Origin of the sequence: Lentzea sp. NPDC005914 (assembly GCF_040629405.1) — a bacterium.
Classification (GTDB): domain Bacteria; phylum Actinomycetota; class Actinomycetes; order Mycobacteriales; family Pseudonocardiaceae; genus Lentzea.
Genome location: NZ_JBEXVQ010000011.1, coordinates 154543 through 172797, shown reverse-complemented (window position 1 = coordinate 172797; position 18255 = coordinate 154543). Strand labels below are relative to the sequence as shown.

General features: G+C 70.7%; 12 protein-coding genes. 11 read left to right on the top strand and 1 reads right to left on the bottom strand.

Translation table 11 applies throughout. The features are described 5' to 3' along the window. The first annotated feature begins 127 nt into the window (after positions 1-127). The 11 genes from ABZ345_RS18330 to ABZ345_RS18280 all read left to right on the top strand — a co-directional run bounded on the left by ABZ345_RS18330 (position 128) and on the right by ABZ345_RS18280 (position 16870). A complete protein-coding gene (locus ABZ345_RS18330) occupies positions 128-1063 on the top strand; it encodes an AraC family transcriptional regulator (protein WP_359849543.1) in 936 nt (311 codons plus the stop codon). A gap of 37 nt (positions 1064-1100) precedes the next feature. Next, complete coding sequence (locus ABZ345_RS18325; protein WP_359849540.1) at positions 1101-2903, top strand: FAD-dependent monooxygenase; 1803 nt, start codon at positions 1101-1103, stop codon at positions 2901-2903. Next, positions 2900-3910 carry a maleylacetate reductase gene (locus tag ABZ345_RS18320; RefSeq protein ID WP_359849537.1) on the top strand — a complete coding sequence of 337 codons (1011 nt, stop codon included), beginning with the start codon at positions 2900-2902 and terminating at the stop codon, positions 3908-3910. The genes ABZ345_RS18325 and ABZ345_RS18320 overlap by 4 nt, the downstream gene beginning before the upstream one ends. After that, a complete protein-coding gene (locus ABZ345_RS18315) occupies positions 3907-4749 on the top strand; it encodes a dioxygenase (protein WP_359849534.1) in 843 nt (280 codons plus the stop codon). Before ABZ345_RS18320 ends, ABZ345_RS18315 begins: the two co-directional genes overlap by 4 nt. A 31-nt stretch (positions 4750-4780) precedes the next feature. Further along, on the top strand, positions 4781-5680 hold the full coding sequence (locus ABZ345_RS18310) for a DUF6461 domain-containing protein (protein ID WP_359849531.1): 900 nt from the start codon (positions 4781-4783) through the stop codon (positions 5678-5680). A gap of 356 nt (positions 5681-6036) precedes the next feature. After that, positions 6037-7332 carry a helix-turn-helix transcriptional regulator gene (locus ABZ345_RS18305; RefSeq protein WP_359849528.1) on the top strand — a complete coding sequence of 432 codons (1296 nt, stop codon included), beginning with the start codon at positions 6037-6039 and terminating at the stop codon, positions 7330-7332. Between the two features lie 28 nt (positions 7333-7360). Beyond that, complete coding sequence (locus ABZ345_RS18300) at positions 7361-8317, top strand: MoxR family ATPase (RefSeq protein WP_359849525.1); 957 nt, start codon at positions 7361-7363, stop codon at positions 8315-8317. Then, on the top strand, positions 8314-9462 hold the full coding sequence (locus ABZ345_RS18295) for a DUF58 domain-containing protein (protein WP_359849522.1): 1149 nt from the start codon (positions 8314-8316) through the stop codon (positions 9460-9462). The genes ABZ345_RS18300 and ABZ345_RS18295 overlap by 4 nt, the downstream gene beginning before the upstream one ends. Next, positions 9459-11690, top strand: a complete 2232-nt coding sequence (locus ABZ345_RS18290; protein ID WP_359849519.1) for a DUF3488 and transglutaminase-like domain-containing protein — start codon at positions 9459-9461, stop codon at positions 11688-11690. The genes ABZ345_RS18295 and ABZ345_RS18290 overlap by 4 nt, the downstream gene beginning before the upstream one ends. Continuing rightward, positions 11687-14272 carry a PKD domain-containing protein gene (locus ABZ345_RS18285; RefSeq protein ID WP_359849516.1) on the top strand — a complete coding sequence of 862 codons (2586 nt, stop codon included), beginning with the start codon at positions 11687-11689 and terminating at the stop codon, positions 14270-14272. Before ABZ345_RS18290 ends, ABZ345_RS18285 begins: the two co-directional genes overlap by 4 nt. Before the next feature lie 3 nt (positions 14273-14275). Next, positions 14276-16870, top strand: a complete 2595-nt coding sequence (locus tag ABZ345_RS18280) for a PKD domain-containing protein (RefSeq protein WP_359849514.1) — start codon at positions 14276-14278, stop codon at positions 16868-16870. Positions 16871-16873: 3 nt separating this feature from the next. Here ABZ345_RS18280 and ABZ345_RS18275 read toward each other — a convergent pair whose 3' ends face one another. Next, positions 16874-18247: a toll/interleukin-1 receptor domain-containing protein gene (locus ABZ345_RS18275; protein WP_359849511.1), complete on the bottom strand. Its 1374-nt coding sequence runs from the start codon at positions 18245-18247 to the stop codon at positions 16874-16876. Positions 18248-18255 lie beyond the last annotated feature (8 nt).

Genomic DNA, 18255 nt, shown 5'->3' with positions numbered 1-18255 from the left:
CGTCACCAATCGTTATTCGACGAATTCGACCTGCGGTTACGCGCTTGTGACAGGCCGGTCTCGCGCGAAAGGCGCTCATCGAGATCAAGTTCGTCGCTCGTGTCTGAGCTGGGGTTATCTTGGACCGATGGCACCCGTGCACGGCCTGACCAGGTTCCGGACGCACGACCTCCCGGGCTCGCGCAGGCTGGCCGGGTGGGAGGAGCACAACGCCCGCGCGCTCGTCGGTCTGCGCGCGCAACCGCTGGGCGACCGGCCGTTCGACGGCACGGAGATCAACCTGACGCTGCCCCGGCTGCAGGTGGCGCGGGTGACCGGAACGCCGCACGCCGTCGACCGCGACGTCCGGCAGATCGCCGAGCACCCGGCCGACGGCGTGGTCGTCTACTTCGCACTCGCCGGGGAGAACCAGTTCTCGCACCGCGGCGGCCACGAGCTGATCACGCCTGGTCAGGGACTCGTGGTGGACGGCGACCAGCCGTTTCGGCGGACGTTCTCGCACGGTCTCACCGAGCTCGTGCTCAAGGCGCCGCGGTCGCTGCTGCGCGAGATCCGGCCCGGAACCGTGAAGCCGCAGGTGTTCAGCTTCCGGGCCGATGCGCACGCACGGGCGTTGGTGACAGCGCTGTCCGAGGCGTTGCGCGGCGGGCCTGCCGACTGGGACGGGCTGGAGAACGTCGCGACGGACCTGCTCGGCACGCTGCTCGGTGGCGGGTGCTCGGCCGCCGCCGACCTGGCCGCCGCGCACGCGTTCATCACCGCTCATCTGGCTGACCAGGACCTGTCCGCGGGCCGGATCGCCGCCGCCATCGGGTATTCGGAGCGGCACCTCTCACGACTGTTCTCACAATCCGGGCAGAGCGTTCCGCAGGCGGTCCTGAACGCCCGGCTCGACGCTGCCCGGGGCATGCTCGCCGAGCCCATCTCGTTGGCCGAGGTCGCCGCACGGAATGGTTTCGCCTCGCAGGCGCACTTCTCCCGCACGTACAAGGCGCGGTTCGGGGTGACCCCGCGCCAGGACCGCCGCGAGTTTTTGCCTGTTTCCGCCACGTCCGAAAGCTGAGCGCCACGACGCCGCCGGACGAGTCACCGTTCTCGGCATGGTGACCTTCCACGACGGCCTCGCCGACACCGCCCCACCGACGCACACCGCGGTCGAGACCGATGTGCTGATCGTGGGATCGGGTCCGGCCGGCGCCTCCGCCGCGCTCTTCCTGTCCACCCTGGGCGTCCCGAACATCATGATCACCAAGTACCGGTGGACGGCCAACACGCCCCGCGCGCACATCACCAACCAGCGCACGATGGAGATCTTCCGCGACGTCGGCATCGAGGACCAGGTGCTCGCCGACGCCACACCGCACCACCTGATCGGCGACACGGTGTTCTGCACCGCGATCGCCGGCGAGGAGATCGGCCGCATCCTCACCTGGGGCAACCACCCCGCCAGACACGCCGACCACGAGCTCGCGTCGCCGTCGCACAACTGCGACATCCCGCAGACGTACCTGGAGCCGATCCTCGTCCGCAACGCGACCGCGCGCGGCACGCAGACCCAGTTCAGCACCGAGTACCTGGGGCACACGCAGGACGCCGGCGGCGTGACCGTGCGGGTGCTGAACCGGCTCACCGGTGCCGAGTACACGATCCGCGCGAAGTACCTCATCGGCGCGGACGGCGCTCGTTCCGCCGTGGCCGCCGACCTGGATCTGCCGTACGAGGGGCAGATGGACGTCGCCGGGTCCATGAACATCACGTTCAAAGCCGACCTCACGGAGTTGTGCCGGCACCGCCCTTCGGTGCTGTACTGGGTGATCCAGCCCGGCGCGAACGTCGGCGGCATCGGCGCGGGACTCGTGCGGATGGTCCGGCCGTGGAACGAGTGGCTGATCGTCTGGGGCTTCGACCTCGCGCAGGGCGTGCCCGAGGTGACCGAGGACGACGCGCTGCAGATCGTGCGCAACCTCGTCGGTGATCCCGGTCTTGACGCCGAGATCACCGGGATCTCGTTGTGGGGCAACAACGAGCAGTACGCGACACAATTGCAGCGCGGGCGGGTCTTCTGCGTAGGGGACGCCGTGCACAAGCACCCGCCGTCCAACGGGCTCGGCTCCAACACCTCGATCCAGGACTCCTACAACCTGGCGTGGAAGCTCGCCCTGGTGCTGAACGGGCAGGCGGGACCGGAACTGCTCGACACCTACACCGCCGAACGCGCTCCCGTGGCACGGCAGATCGTGGTGCGGGCCAACAGGTCCGCCCGTGAGTTCGGGGCGTTGTTCGAGGCGCTCGGGCTCGACGCGGCCGAGTCCGCCGAGCAGATGCACGCGCGGATCGAGGAGCGCAAGGACAGCAGTCTGGCCGGTGCCGCGAAACGTGCCGCGGTCCGGGAGGCCATGGAGCTGAAGAACTACGAGTTCAACGCCCACGGCGTCGAGATGGGCCAGTCGTACTCCTCCAGCGCGGTCGTCCCCGACGGCACCGACCGGCCCACCCCTGACCGCGACCCGGAGCTGTACTACGAGCCGTCGACCTTTCCGGGTGTTCGGTTGCCCCATGCGTGGGTCGGTGACAGCAGGCGGAAACTTTCCACCCACGATCTCGCGCCGTACGGCCAGTTCACGCTGCTGACAGGCGTCAACGGCGAGGCGTGGGCCGACGCGGCACAGAAGGTGGCCGACCGGCTCGGCGTGGCGGTGCGGACCGTCGTCATCGGTCCGGGACGCGAGGTGACGGACCTCTACTTCGACTGGTCCCGACTGTCCGGTGTGGACGAAGACGGGGCGGTGCTCGTCCGCCCGGACAAGCACATCGCCTGGCGCGTCAGCTCGTTGCCGGTCGATCCCGAGGCCGAGCTGATGTCCGTCCTGACCGCCGTGCTCAGCCGGGAGGAGAGCGCATGAGCTGGGAGCACGTCACGCTCGGCCAGCGGGTGTTGTTCGGCACCGGCGAGGCCGCGTCGAACCTCGCCGCGGAGGTCGAACGTCTTGGCGCGCAACGCGTGATGCTGATCGCCGAGGAGACAGCACCGGACGTCACGTCGAAGATCCACGTGGCAGTCCGGTGCACGGACGTGGCGCCGCACGTGCCGGTGGAGAACGCCGAACGCGCTCGCGAGCAGGCTTCCAAGGCAGATCTGCTGGTGAGCGTCGGCGGCGGATCCACGACCGGGCTCGCCAAAGCCGTCGCGTTGACCACGGGATTGCCGATCATCGCCGTGCCCACGACCTATGCGGGCTCGGAGGCGACCAACGTCTGGGGCCTGACCGAGGCCTCGCGCAAGACCACCGGCAGCGACGACCGCGTCCTGCCCGTCACGGTCATCTACGACGCCGCCCTCACCGCGTCGCTGCCCAACGAGCTTGCGATCGCCTCCGGGTGCAACGCGCTGGCCCACTGCGTCGACTCGATGTGGGCCCCGCGCGCGGATCCGATCAACCAAGCGATTGCGGTGGAAGGCATCCGTGCGTTGGGCAACGGACTGCGCAAGATCAGCAGCCTGGACGGCCGTGAGCAGACCCTCTACGGCGCCTACCTGTCCGCCGTGGCGTTCGCCTCCGCGGGATCCGGCCTGCACCACAAGATCTGCCACGTCCTGGGTGGCGCGTACAACCTCCCACACGCCCAGACGCACACCGCGATCCTCCCGTACGTGCTGGCCTTCAACGCTCCCGCAGCACCTCAAGCAGCCAGGATCACCGAAGCGCTGGGCACCGAACTGGTCGCGCTTTACGACGAGATCGGCGCCTCTCACGTGTTGAAGGGCGTGCCGGACGTCCGTGAGGCGGCCCGCCTGATCCTGCCGTCCGTGCCCGCGTCGAACCCCCGTCCCGTCACCGAGGACGACCTGACCGCACTGCTCGCCGCCGCCTCGGCGGGCCGCAACCCGACCGAGTGGAGCCGAGGATGACCGCCCAGCGGGACATCGAGGAGCGCCTGACCGCCGAGGTCGTCGCCTCGTTCGCCAACACCCCTGACCCGCGCACCAGGGAACTGCTCGAGTCGCTCACCCGGCACCTGCACTCGTTCATCCGCGAAGTCCGCCTGACCGAACAGGAGTGGGCCAGGGCGATCGAGTTCCTGACCGCGGCCGGGCACATCACCGACGACAAGCGGCAGGAGTTCATCCTGCTCTCCGACGTGCTCGGCGCCTCGATGCAGACCATCGCGGTGAACAACGAGGCGTACGGCAACGCCACGGAAGCCACGGTGTTCGGCCCGTTCTTCGTGGAGGAGTCGCCTCTGGTCGGCAACGGCGGCGACATCGCGGCGGGCGCCTCCGGAACCCGTTGCCTCGTCGAGGGATCCGTGCGCGACACCGACGGGAACCCGGTGCCCGGCGCCAGGATCGAGGTGTGGGAAGCCGACGAGGACGGCTTCTACGACGTGCAGTACGACGATGATCGCGTCGCGGGCCGCGGCCACCTGTTCTCCGAGCCCGACGGCAGCTTCTCCTTCTGGGGCGTCACACCGACCGCGTACCCGATCCCGCACGACGGCCCTGTCGGCGAGCTTCTCGCGGCGGCGAAACGCTCCCCCATGCGCGTCGCGCACCTGCACTTCATGGTGTCCGCGACCGGTTTCCGCACGCTGGTCACCCACATCTTCGTCGAGGACGACCCGCAGCTGAAGGTCGGTGACGCCGTGTTCGGTGTGAAGGAGTCGCTGGTCAAGAAGTTCGCCGAGCAGCCAGGAGATGAGCCCTGGACTCGCACCAAATTCGACATCGTCCTGGCGCCGCAACAGTAGGGTTTCCCCCAGACTGCATCTGGGGGAACAAATGCGGATTGACCTGTCCTGGGCTGACTCACAGCACAGAGAGCCCTTCCTGAGTGAGATCTTCGCGCTCGCGTTCGTGCGCGGAGTACAACCGCTCGACGCACTGCGGCGCATCGGCGGACATGCGGACACGCTGGCAGAACGCACACCGGACGAGATCAGGGACCAGCACGACTTCGCGCACGGTTATCCGGAGATCGCCTCGGCCCTGGCGCTGGGCGAGTGGACGGTGCTGCTGCAGCACAACAGCTCGGAGCTGGGACACCTGGCCGACGCGCTGTCGCGAGGCACCGAGGCGGTGGCCGTGGTGCGGCACGACTACGCGTCGCCGAGCTTCGTGCACGCCGTGGACGGCAAGACCGTCACGCACTTCGACCCGAGCTACCCGTATCGGCCCAGCGTCGAGGATCCCGGCCGCGTGCTGCCGTTGATGCATCGAGTGGGCTTCGACCCGGACGACGAGGAAGGCGGCTGTGACCACCCCATCGCCAGTGCGCTGCGGCTGGCCTTTCTGACCACCGGGGTCCTGCCCACGTTCGCACAGCTCACCGCACCGTTGCCGAGCATGCACTTCGACAGCTGGTTCAGCCGCACCCGGCCCTACAGCCCGGAGGCCGACCCGCTCGCGGAGGCCGAGGCGATCGTCGCGGAGCTCGATCTCGGCGGCACACCCGGTCTGGCCGGGGCACTGGCCGCCGCCCGGCGCGGCGAACGCGTCGTGGTCGACCCGGACAGCGAGCTGGGGCGGCACGTGCGCGGGTGGCTGGCCCTGCAGCGCCGGGCGAGCTGGTCGCTCAACAGCGCCAGGTCCGCGATGACAGACGAGGAGCGCCGGCACGCTCACCGCTTCGGCTGGCTGCTCCAGGCGCTCGCCGGAGCGTTCCGCGCCGACCTGGCGTAATCCTCAGGAGGGCGCGCCCGTCCAGTCCCTGTTCATCGTCCCTCCCCGCACCTGAAAAACGTTCGTGGCGGCAGGACTTGGCCCCCAGCCCAGTCCTGCCGCCACGCCCCCCAGAAACCGAAGGCGTTGTCACCAGCCGCCGTCGTGCACTCAGCATCGCGCCACGCGACGAGGAAAGGCAGGGGTCTCCCGTCTCCCGCTCGGGGAGGCGACGGGAGACGCCTGGGAATCGGCAGGACGGCCGATCAGACTCGGATTCGTGCAGCCAGGGGTCCACCCTCGTCTACGGTCCGGGGCTGGGCCTTGGACCTGGGGCTCAGTAGTCTGCGAGGCTGTCTGGAGCAGACGGGGGACCCATGGCTGAGCAGTCGGATGTCTTTGGTGTGGAGTTGCGGCGCTTGAGGACCGCGGCGGGCCTGTCGCTGGCGACGCTGGCGCAGCAGGTCCACTACAGCAAGGGCTATCTGGGCAAGATCGAGACTGGCGTCAAACAACCAGGTGTTGATCTGGCCCGGCGCTGTGACGCGGTTCTCGGAGCCGGGGGAAGTCTGGCCCGCATCGTGGACCAGCCCGCACCCGCGAGCCCGCCGGCAGCTGTCGAGGCCGACGGCGAAGTGTGGGTGATGAGCATGGCTCCGGACGGATCGAGCTGGATGGTTCCGATGCCCCGGCGGGAGGCGCTCGCGACGGGCGCGGCCTCGTTGCTGGGGCTGACGCTGGGGGCGCCCCGCAGCGCGTCGGCCTCTGCGGTGCACGACGGGACGCTCACGGCGTTCCGGTCACTGTTCGCGCAGGTCAGGCAGCTGGGGCAGACGACGAGCCCGAGCGTGGTGCTGCCGATGGTGACCGTGCACACGCACACCCTGCGCGGCATGGCGAACGGCGCGCCCTCCCCCGTGCGCGAGGAGCTGCTGGGGCTGGCCGCCCGCTACAGCGAGTACGCGGGGTGGATGGCCCAGGAAGCGGGCGACGACAGGGCCGCGATGTGGTGGACCCGCAACGCCGTCGAGATGGGCGCCGCGGCCGGTGACACCGAGCTGGCCACGTACTCGCTGATCAGGCAGGCGTTGATCACGCTCTACCGCGACGACGCCGCAGGCACGATCGACCTGGCCCAGCAGGCGCAGGCCGCACCGGGCACCTCACCGCGGGTGCAGGGGCTCGCCGCGTTGCGCGAAGCCCAGGGACACGCGCTGGCGTGCGACTACGACAACTGCCGGCGCGCACTCGACCGCGCCGCCGCGTTGCTGGACAAGGCCGACACGGCCAGCGGCATGACGATCGGCTCGGCCTCGGTCAGCGGCGCCGACCTGAACAGCCTGGTGGCCGCCTGGTGCCTGCACGACCTCGGCCAGTCGCGCGAGGCGGCGGACGTGCTGGACCGCCAGCTGTCCCTCGTCCCCGACACGGCCCACCGCACCCACGCGCGGTTCGGTGCCCGCCGTGCCCTCGCCTACGCCTCCGCCGGCGACATCGACCACGCGAGCGCGCTGGCCACCAAGGTCCTCGACGCGGCCGACCTGGTGGACTCGGCTACCGTCCGGCAGGACCTCAAACGCCTGGCCCGGCTGCTCGGCCGGGAACGCGAGCACCCGGCGGTGCGCGACGTGTACCCGCGGCTGAACGCGGCGTTGCGGAGTCCGATCCACTAGCTGTTCACGAGTTTCTGGGGGAACTGAAGTGTCCGATGCCGCGATCTTCCAGCGTCGGTTCGAGGCGCTGGCCGCGAACGTCGAGGACTTCATCCGGGGCAAACCCGAGGTGGTCAGGCTCGCGCTGGTGTGCCTGCTGGCCGAGGGCCACCTGCTGATCGAGGACGTACCGGGCGTGGCGAAGACGTCGCTAGCCAAGGCCATCGCCCGGTCCGTGGCGGGCGCCGAGGTGAAGCGCATCCAGTTCACCCCCGACCTGCTGCCGTCCGACGTGACCGGCGTGCAGGTGTACGACCAGGGCCGCTCGCGCTTCGAGTTCCGCCAGGGCCCGGTCTTCACGAACATCCTGCTGGGCGACGAGATCAACCGCGCCTCGCCCAAAACCCAGTCCGCCCTGCTCGAGGTCATGGCCGAGGGCCAGGTGACCGTCGACGGCCGCCCGATGCCGGTCCCGTACCCGTTCCTCTGCATCGCCACCCAGAACCCCGTGGAGCACCAGGGCACCTACGCCCTGCCCGAGGCGCAGCTCGACCGGTTCATGATGCGCATCAGCATCGGCTACCCGGCCGACTTGGCCGACGAGGTCAGCATCCTGTCCTACGGCGTCACCCGCCGCCGCCCGGACGAGCTGAAGTCCGTCATGGAGCTCGACGACCTCCGCCTGATGATCCGCGCCGTCCGCGAGCAACGCGTGGCCGACAACCTCCGCGAGTACGTGGCCCGCGTCATCCGCGCCACCCGAGTCCACCCCGACGTCGACCTGGGCGTATCGCCTCGAGGCGGCATCGCTCTGGTGACCGCGGCCCAGGCCTACGCGCTGGCCGCCGGCCGGCCCTTCGTCACCGCCGACGACGTGAAGGCCGTGGCGATCCCGGTCCTCAACCACAGGCTCCTGCTCACCCCGGAAGCCCGAATCCAGCAACGCACCACCGAGTCCGTGCTCCAGGACGTGCTGGCCGCCGCGCCGGTCCCCGCAGGCCGGTGAGTGCGGTGCTGACCAGGTCCGGGGCCGCGATGACCGCTGCCGCCACGGGTCTGGTGGCCCTCGGCGTGTGGACGGACTACCCGGAACTGGTGACGCTCGGCCTCGCCGCTTGTGGCGCTCTGCTCGTGGCCGTGGCCTGGCTGGTCGTCTCCCCGAAGCTGACCGTGGTGCGCGAGGTCCGGCCGAGGCGCGTCTTCGAGGGCAGTGCCGCGCAGGGCACGCTGACCGTGACGAACGTGGGCAAGCGCAACAGCCCTCCGTTGATGGTCACCGAGACGGTCGGCGGGCACCGCACCACCGTCACCGTGCCCGCGCTGACCGCCGGCCACAGCTGCACCGTGAGCTACCCGCTCCCGGCCACGCGGCGCGGCCGGTACCTGATCCCGCCGGTGGAACTGGGCCACTCGGACCCGTTGCGGCTCCTGCACCGCGGCCGCGCGTCCGGCAGCGAACTGGTCGTGCACGTCTACCCGCGCGTGCACCTCCTGGCCACGATCTCCTCCGGCGGACCCCAGGACGCGGAAGGCCAGACGACCAGCAGCGCTCCGCTGGGCGGCGTGGCGTTCCACAGCCTGCGCGAGTACGTGCCAGGCGACGACTGGCGCCGCATCCACTGGGGCGCAACGGCTCGCACCGGCACGGTGATGACCCGCCACGTGGTCGTGCCCGACGAGCCACGCCAGCTGGTCGTGCTGGACACCAGCTCCACGCCCTACCCCGGCGCACTGTTCGAGGACGCGGTCCGCGTCGCCGCGTCGTTCTGCGTCGCGGCCGAACGCTCCGGCCTGCCGCTCGCGCTGCGCACCACCGGTGCCGCCGAGAAGGAGTCGAGCGGCGCCGCACTAGAGCTTCTGTCCACTGTGGAGCCCGCTTCCACAGACCGGGGTCTCGCCGCACTCACCGACCTGGTGCGGGACGTCGTCTCCGACACCCAGGGCGTCGCCCTGACCATCGTCACCGGCCGCGTCTCCGCCGAGGCCTCGCAGCTGCTGATGTCGTTGCGCCCCAGGTTCCTCTCGGTCAATCTCGCCCAGCTCGTCACCCCGGACGCCGCAGTACCGGTGCGGCCACGCGGCGTGCTAGCGGTGGCCGCGCCGACCAGCGAACAGTTCGCCGCCCACTGGAACCGGCTGGTGCTGCGGTGAACTGGCGGAGGTTCACCGCAGGCGTGCCACTGGCCGAGGTGACCCTGGCGCTGGTGGCCTCCGCCGCGGGAACACTGGTGTACCAACGGTTCTTCGTCACCCCTGACTACCTTCCCGTGCTCGCGATCGCGTGCCTGGTCGGCGGTGTCACGGCCGCGCTCGGTCACCGGCGTGCGTGGACCACTCTGACACTGGCGGTCGCGGGACTGGGCCTGGTCATGGTCTACGGCGTGTTCGACGGTGCCGCGTCCGCCGTCCCCGGCGGGCTGCGCGGCAGCTGGACCCGCCTGCTGACCGTGATCGCGCCCGCCGACACGTGGAACGAACTGCTGGCGGCCCCGGCACTGGTGGTGTGGGCGACGGCGTTCACGTCGGTCATGGTCGTCCTGCGCGCCCGAAGCGCCCTGGCGCCACTCCTGCCGCTCCTGGCGGGCTTCCTGTCCGCCCTCTTCGTCGTCGGCAACCAGGCAGGATCCCACCCGCTCGCCACCGCGGTGTTCCTGGTCACGGCCCTGCTGCTGATCGCGATGCGCACGCACCGGGGCGCCGACGCCGGCTCGGTGCGCGTCGAACGCCGGTCGGCCACGCCGGTCGTCGCCCTCGTCACCGCGGCCTTGATGGTCGCCGCCAGCGCGTTGATCGGCGTGGTGGGAGGACGGGTGCTGCCCCTGGCGTCCGGCGACCACCGGTTCGATCCGCGTGACGTGCTCGCGCCTCCCATCACGAGCACCAACGCGCTCACCCCGCTGGCACAGCTGAAGAAACAGCTCTACGAGTCCCCGCCCCGCTCGTTGTTCACCGTGCGGACGGCCCCGGGGTCGGCCTCGAAGATCACCAGGGTGCGCATCGCCGCGCTGGAGGAGTTCGACGGCACCACCTGGACCGCGAGCGACACCTACCGCGTGGCCGGGAGCCGGCTCACCGTCGACCCCGAACTGGTCCACAGCAAGCCGGTGACGGCGCGCATCGAGCTGCAGGAGCTCTCCGGCCCGTACCTGCCGGTCTTCGGCTGGCCGTCCCGGTTGGACGTGCCCGGCGACACCAGGAGCCGGTTCGGGTTCGACCCGGACTCAGGCGTGGTGGTGAGCACCGGCCCCACCTCGCAGGGGTTCAGCTACGACGTCACGGGCGAGATCTACGCGCAGGACCAGGGTCTGTCGCAGGCCGCCGCGACGGCGACCCACTCGCCACCACTTCCAGCCGGTGTCCCGGAAGCCCTGCGCACACTGGCGGCGACGGCTGACCGGCGGTACGACACCGCTCTTCCTCACGACCGGCTCGGCTCCCTCGAATCCGCTTTCCGCGGCAAGGACTACCGGACGGACCGGCCGCCGGGGCATTCCTACGCCTCCATCGCCCGTGCGCTGACGGAGGGAGACGCGGGCGGCGGGTACGACGAGCAGTACGCCGCGGCGTTCGCCGTGGTCGCCAGGATGTGGGGGTTTGCGGCCAGGGTCGCGGTCGGCTATCGCCTGCGATCCGACAAGGACGGCGTCTTCCAGGTCACCACCGCCGACGCCCACGCGTGGCCCGAAGTGCACCTGGCGGGGTACGGCTGGGTGGGGTATGAACCCAGCGACATCGACAAGACGAGCATGCGGAACCCGCCGCCGGACATGCCGCGCGTGGTCCCGCCGCACCCTTCCGCGTCCACCGCCGCTCCGGCGCCCCCACCTCCGGCGGAGTCGCAGCTCGCCGATGCCCAGGACGAGCAGGGGTTCCGCTGGGACAACGTCCTGAACGGCGGCTTCGTGCTGGTGCCGGCCGGGGTTCTGCTCGTGCTGCTCGCGGGTGGGCTCGTCGTGCTGGGCAAAGCCCATCGCCGCGGGCGGCGCCGCCGCGATCCTGACCCTGCGGCGCGCGTACTCGGTGCGTGGCACGAACAGCTCGACCGGCTGACCGAACGCGGCGTCTCACCACCGGTCTCACTCACGTTCCACGAGGTGGCTCGGCACGTGCGCGGCAGCCTCGGCAACGCATCCGGCCTGATCGCCGCGACCGCGGAACTGGCGACCACCGCGACCTACGCGCCCGAGCACCTCGACCGGCAGGCCGCCGACCGGGCCTGGGAGCTGGTGGCACGACTGAACGCCGAGCTCTACCCGAGACGCATGTCCGCCGCACGCCTTCGCGCGGAACTCGACCCACGTCCACTGTGGACGTCGTGGAGCGTCGCGCGACGCAGGCGGCGGGCAGGGGAAAGCCTGGAAGTGGGGCGATACCGATGAAGCCGGGACACGTTCGAGCCGCGCTCGCCACCGTCGCCGCTCTCGCCGCCGCCGTTCTGGTGGCAGGTCCGGGCTATGAGGTCTCCCAGGCGCGGATGTTCTCCGGCGCGATCTGGTTCGCGTCCAACTCGGTCGGCGAGGCGACGCTGGTGGACGGCGCCGCCGCCGAGGTGAAGGCCCGCGTGCCGGTCGCCGGCGCGGGCGCGGAGCTGAACGTGACCCAGCAGGGCGACGCCGCCTTGGTCCTGAACGAGAGGACCGGTGGACTGAGCCGCGTCGACGGCGCCACCGAACAGGTCTCCCCGCCGGTGTCCGTTCTCCCCGCGAGCGACGGCCTGGTCGTACTGCCGTCGCCGGACGCGCTGCGCGCCGTCGACGTCCACAGTGGACTCGTCGCCTCGGTCGACCCCGCGACGCTCGCACCGCGGGGCGAACCCGAGCACCTGGCCTCGGCGATCAGGCCGGACAGCGGCGTCGTCGACGGCGCGGGCCGGGTGTGGGCGATCGACGACACGACCGGCGACCTGGTCTGGCTGAGCGGAGGAAAGCGGCACACCCGTACCAAGGCCACCGGAAACGGTCTTCTCGCGATCGCCCAGGGCCAGCCGGCGCTCGTAGATCCCGAGCACGGCAAGGCCGAACTGCTCGACCCCGGCACCGGTGCTGTCCGGCGATCCCTGCGACCGGATCTCCGTGCCGACGACGAGGTGGTCGTCAGCGGTTCCGCTGACCGAGCCCGGCTGCTGATCGCGGTCCCGTCCCGCGGCGAGCTGATCTCCTGCACGTTCGACACCGGCTCCTGCGCCGAGCCCGTTCCGGTCAGTTCCGCGGGTGCCGAACTCGGGCACCCGATCGAGGTCACCGACCACGCGGTGGTACCCGACCACTCCACCGGGCAGGCGACGATCGTCGACCTCGCCACGTCCCGAGTGGTGGCCCGGCACCAGTTGTTCGACAAGCCGACCCCGTTCGAGCTGATCTCCCGCGACGGCATCGTCTTCTTCAACGACCCCAACGGCAACCAGGCCGGCGTGATCGACCTGTGGGGCAAGGTCCGGACGATCACCAAGTACACCGAGGACCCGGCCACGGACAAGCCCTCGCCGACGCCTGACCAGTCCACACGGGCGGACGACCTGAAGAAGACCGGCCACACCGATCCGAAGATCGGACTGGGGCTCCCCCGCCAGACCGGCCGGCCCGACCTGACGACTCCCGGTCCCGCCGCTTCCATCGTGGTCACCCCCGGCAACCGCGGTGTGGCCGGCGACGAGTTCGAGCTGACCTTGATGCTCCGGTCCGCCGCCAAAGCCACCACCCGGTGGACCTTCGGCGACGGAACCGACGCGTCCGGCTCCTCGGTGCGGCACAGCTGGTCCGAGCCGGGTGTCTTCACCGTCCGCGCGACCGCCACCTTCGACTCGGGGGGACGGGCCGAGGCGGAGACCACGGTCACTGTCGACCCGCCGGAGGCCCCGCCGCAGATCACCGCGCTCAGCGTGCGGCGGCCCAAGCCGGTGATCGGCGAATCGGTGCACTTCAGCGCCGACACCACCCGGAAACCGGACAGCTGGGAGTGGTCCGTCACGAGGCCAGGTCAGGCAGCACCCGAGGTGACCGCGCGGACAGCCGAGTTCGACCACAGGTTCGCCGCTCCCGGCCACTACACCGTCGCCCTCACCGTCACCAAGGGATCCCGGACCGCGCAGTCGTCCCAGCAGTTCACCGTGGGACGAGGCGCCGTGAAGGCCTGGGGTGGCGACAACTCGACCCACCAGCTGGACATTCCGGAGGAAGCCGAGAGAGGTGTGATCGCGATCGCCGCGGGGGGCACTCACGCGCTGGCGTTGAAGGCGGAGGGCCGCGTGATCGCCTGGGGCGAGGACGTGAACCAGCAGAAGGTGACAGCGCCCAGGGAGGTGTCGAGCGGTGTGATCGCGATCGCCGCCGGGCAGCACCACTCGCTGGCGTTGAAGACCGACGGCTCCGTCTTCGCCTGGGGCGGCCGCAACGGGGAGTCGGACGTGCCACCGGAGGCCCTGAGCGGTGTCGTCGCGATCGCCGCGGGTGACTACCGCAGCCTGGCGCTGAAGTCGGACGGCTCCGTCATCACCTGGGGCGTCGACGACCTGGAGTCAAAGGTACCGCCAGAGGCCCAGCACGACGTGGTGGCGATCGCCGCCGGGTTCGAAGACAACGTGGCGCTGAAGGCGGACGGCTCCATCATCGTCTGGAGCCGGAATTCGGGTGCGGTATCTCCACAGCCCACGATCACCGGAGGCGTGCGCGCGATCGCCATGGGGGGCTTTGTCGGCCTGGCGTTGCACGAGGACGGCTCGATCACCAGCTGGGGCAACAGGAAGGCCAGGGTGTCCCGGGTGCCGGAGGAGGCAGGGAGCGGTGTCGTCGCGATGGACATCAGTCACGACCACGCGCTGGTGCTGAAGGCGGACGGCTCGGCGTTCAGATGGGGTGAAGCCGACGGTGAGCGGGAGGAGATGCCGGCCGAGTACAGCCACGGCGTGCTGTCCGTCGCGGCCGGCACGCTGTTCAGCTTGGTCGTACTGGAAGCGATCGACTGACCGATGAAAGCACTGACACGCAAGCGACTCCTGGGCGCGCTCGCCGTCGTCGTCACGACCGCCGCGGCCGTTGTCGTGGTGGGACCGGGTTATCACGCCTCGCGGGTGGGCATGCGGTCCGGCACGGTGTGGCTGGCGTCCAGCCACACCGGTGAGGCGACGCTGGTGGACGGCGCGGCCGCCGAGGTGACGGCCCGCGTGCAGGTCGCGGAGAAGGACACGGCACTGACCGTCGCCCAGCGAGGCAGCACAGCCGTTGTCCTCAACCGGGAAACCGGCCAGTTGAGCAGCGTCGACGGCGCCACCGAACACGTTTCCCCACCGGTGTCCGTGCTCCCGCCGAGCGACGGACTGGTCGTGCTGCCCGCTCCGGACGCGCTGTACGTGGTCGATGTCCACAGTGGACTGGCCGCGGTGGCCGACCCCGGGACGCTGGCGCCGAGGGGCGAACCGCAGCGGCTGGCGAAGGCGATCAGGCCGGGCAACGTCGGCGTGGACGGCCGCGGCCGGTTGTGGGTGCTCGACGACACGACCGGCGACCTGGTCTGGCTCGACCAGGGCGAACGACGGACCCGTTCCGCCGCGACGAAGAGCGGCCGCCTGGCGATCACCGACGGCAAGCCCGTGCTGGTGGATACCGACCGCGGCACGGCCGAGCTGATCGACCCCGAGACAGGTGCGGTCGCGCGGTCGGTGCGGCTCGACGTGCGGGCCGACGACACGACGGTGATCGGAGGGTCCGCCGACCAGGCGAGGGTGCTCATCGCGACCGGCAGCCGGGGCGAGCTGGTGTCGTGCGCGTTCGACGCCGGTTGCACCGAGCCTGTGCGGGTCGGTGCCGCGGGTGCCGAGCTCGGGCGCCCGATCGAGGTGGACAACCACGCGGTGGTGCCCGACCACTCCACCGGTCAGGCCACGATCGTCAACCTCGCCCCGGCCAGGGTGGTCGCCCAACGTCAGCTGTTCGACCGGCCGGCCCGCTTCGAGCTGATCGCCCGCGACGGCATCGTGTTCTTCAACGACCCCGGCGGCGACGCCGCCGGGGTGCTGGAACTGTCCGGCATCACCAGGACGATCACCAAGTACACGTCCACCGACGACGGCGCAACGCCCACACCCGGCCGCCCGGGGCAGGCCGATCAGGTGACGAAAGCCGGCCAGCAGAAGAAACCGGGCCTGGGGCTCCCCGGACGGACGAACCAGGACGTCCCGCCGAAGCTCACGCCCCCGGCCACGTTCCCCGCGGCGCCCGTCGTGGCGTCCATCGTGGTCACACCGGGCAACCGCGGCGTGGCCGGGGAAGAGTTCGAACTGACCATGAGACTGCAGCCGTCCGGCAACGGCACCACCCACTGGTCGTTCGGTGACGGCACCGAGGCCGACGGCACCACCGTCCGCCACAAATGGCGACAACCAAGCGCCTACACCGTTCATGCCCTCGTCACTCTCGACACGGGAAAACAGGTCCGTGCCGAGACCACGGTCACCGTGGGCCCCGTGCAGGCACCACCACGCGTCGCCGCGCTGAACCACCGGCCGGCCAAGCCGGTGATGGGGCAGTCGGTGCGCTTCACCGCCGACGCCACCGGCAATCCGGAGAAGTGGGCCTGGAGCGTCACCAGAACGGGCCAGCCCACGCCCGAGGTCACCGCGCAGACACCTCAGTTCGACCACACGTTCGCCACCCCTGGCACCTACACCGTCGCTCTCACCATCACCGCGGGTGGCCAGACCGCGGAGTCCTCCCAGCAGTTCACGGTCGCGCGAGGCGCAGTCAAGCACTGGGGCGACGACCACCAAGGCCTGTTGAAGGTTCCGGAGGAGGCCTCGAGCGGTGTGGTCGCGATCGATGCCGGATTCAGCCACTGCGTGGCGCTGAAGGCGAACGGCCGCGTCATCGTCTGGGGCAACGATTCCGCAGGGGAGCTGGAGGTGCCCGAGAGGGCGCTCAGCGGGGTGGTCGCGATCTCCGCGGGCTGGTCCCAGAACCTGGCGCTGAGGTCGGACGGCACCCTCGTCCGCTGGGGCGCCCCGCGCGTGAAGGTCCCCGACGAGGCCCTCACCAATGTCATCGCGATCGCCGGCGGCCTCGACCACTCCCTGGTGCTGAAGTCGGACGGCAGGGTCATCGCCTGGGGCGACAACGCGTACGGCCAGACGGACGTTCCCGACGCGGCCCTCAGCGGTGTCGTCGCGATCGCGGCCGGCTCGAACCACAGCCTGGCGCTGAAGTCGGACGGCACCGTCATCGGCTGGGGTACCAGCGACTACCACGACCTGACCGTCCCGCCCGCGGCCACCAGCGGCGTGATCGCCATCGCCGCGGGTGCCGAACGTTCCATGGTGATGAAGTCCGACGGCTCGATCATCCAGTGGGGGAGCCTGATCGAAGGCGAGACTCCGCCACCACCCGCGGCGCAACGCAGCGACATCAGGTACGACATGAGCTACAACCACGCCGTGGGTCTGACGGCGGACGGTTCTGCGGTCAGCTGGGGACACGACCGCGTCGGAGAGACGGCGGTACCGGCCGAGTACGACCACCACGTGCTGGCCGTCGCCGCGGGAGCGGACTACAGCATGGTCCTGCTCGAGTGACGGCTACGAGTACCGGGCTCGGGTGGCCTGGCGCAGCTCGCGCCACGCCGCGGCCACCTGGTCCGGCTCGCCGCCGAACGCGCCGGCGCGGAGCAGCGCGGAGTCCGCGTTGAGCCGGGCGAGGTTGCGCTCGTAGATGACCGAGTCGTCGCGGTCGAGCTGCACGGCGAACTCACCGAGCGACGAGAAGGCGCCGTCGTGCAGCTCCAGCAGGCTGCGCAGGAACTCGTAGTCCGCGAACGCCCACTCGAACGCGGCACCGTCGACCACGTTGAAGAAGACCCTGCTCAACACCTGCCTCAGTTGCACGCTCAACGCCTGCCGAGGAGGCGCGCCGTCCCACGACGGGAGGGCTGCCGCGTGGCGGGGGTCGACCACGTTGCGCAGGGCCAGCTCGCGCAGTGCGGGGGTCTCCCCGTCCGACGTGCCGCACAGCAAGCGGTGGACGAGTTCCTCGCGGCCGGACGCCACTGCTGCCACTCCGATGACGTAGACCAGCAGCAACGCCGGGTACAGGGCGGCGTTGACCCACACGTCCGGTGCGCCGCGGTCGCGTGGCGAAGGGCGCAGGAAGCGTTCGACCAGGGCGGTCCACAGGTCGTCGTGCCGCCGGTCGCCGGACCGCACGCCGATCGCGACCAGCCGCAGCAACGGGGCCAGGTCGTGTTCGTAGCCGGTGAGCCGCTTCTCCAGCTCGGCGGGCAGCTCGCTCTCGTCCACGTGCCCCGAGGTGGGGTAGCGCGACTCCGTGAGCAGGTCGAGCACGGACGACGCCGCGGCCTGGACGCGGTCGGTCACGGTCTGGCCGACCGGCTCGGCCAGGGCCCGGCGGAACTCGGTGACCGGGCTGCGCAGCTCGCCTTCCGCGGCCCTTTCCACCCGTGCCGCGGCGGGCGGGGCCTTCGCGGTGACCAGTTCGGGCACCAGCTCTACCAGCTCGTCGACCAGCCGCGGCAGGTCGAGGTCGTCGCTGCGGTGGTGGATGCGCAGGTACTGGCAGCGGGCCACGCGCTTCAGGGCGTCCGGCAGGTCGGCCTCGGTGAGCGGGGCGATGCCGTCCATCAGCACCGGGATGACGCGCAGGCCGCACTGGAAGGCCTCGGTGATCTCGCGGCGCACCCAGTCGTCGGACTTGTCGAGCCTGCGGACGCCCTCGCGGTCCACGGCGGCGACCCAGCGCGGGCCGATGATCGCCAGCAGCACCTCGCACCGGCGCAGACCGCTGAGGATCTCGCGGGAGAAGTCCTCGCCCAGCCGGATCGACTGGCTCGCGTAGAACACCTGGTCAGCCCCGAAGCGCGCGCTCAACTCCCGCTTGACCAGGGCAGCAGCCCATTCACCGTCTCCGGTGCGGTAGTTGACGAACACGCCAGGCATTGCCCGAA

Bases quoted from the DNA above. Each gene is read 5' to 3' on its own strand.
- ABZ345_RS18330 (WP_359849543.1), top strand. From the start codon at position 128: ATGGCACCCGTGCACGGCCTGACCAGGTTCCGGACGCACGACCTCCCG.
- ABZ345_RS18325 (WP_359849540.1), top strand. From the start codon at position 1,101: ATGGTGACCTTCCACGACGGCCTCGCCGACACCGCCCCACCGACGCAC.
- ABZ345_RS18320 (WP_359849537.1), top strand. From the start codon at position 2,900: ATGAGCTGGGAGCACGTCACGCTCGGCCAGCGGGTGTTGTTCGGCACC.
- ABZ345_RS18315 (WP_359849534.1), top strand. From the start codon at position 3,907: ATGACCGCCCAGCGGGACATCGAGGAGCGCCTGACCGCCGAGGTCGTC.
- ABZ345_RS18310 (WP_359849531.1), top strand. From the start codon at position 4,781: ATGCGGATTGACCTGTCCTGGGCTGACTCACAGCACAGAGAGCCCTTC.
- ABZ345_RS18305 (WP_359849528.1), top strand. From the start codon at position 6,037: ATGGCTGAGCAGTCGGATGTCTTTGGTGTGGAGTTGCGGCGCTTGAGG.
- ABZ345_RS18285 (WP_359849516.1), top strand. From the start codon at position 11,687: ATGAAGCCGGGACACGTTCGAGCCGCGCTCGCCACCGTCGCCGCTCTC.
- ABZ345_RS18280 (WP_359849514.1), top strand. From the start codon at position 14,276: ATGAAAGCACTGACACGCAAGCGACTCCTGGGCGCGCTCGCCGTCGTC.
- ABZ345_RS18275 (WP_359849511.1), bottom strand. From the start codon at position 18,247: ATGCCTGGCGTGTTCGTCAACTACCGCACCGGAGACGGTGAATGGGCT.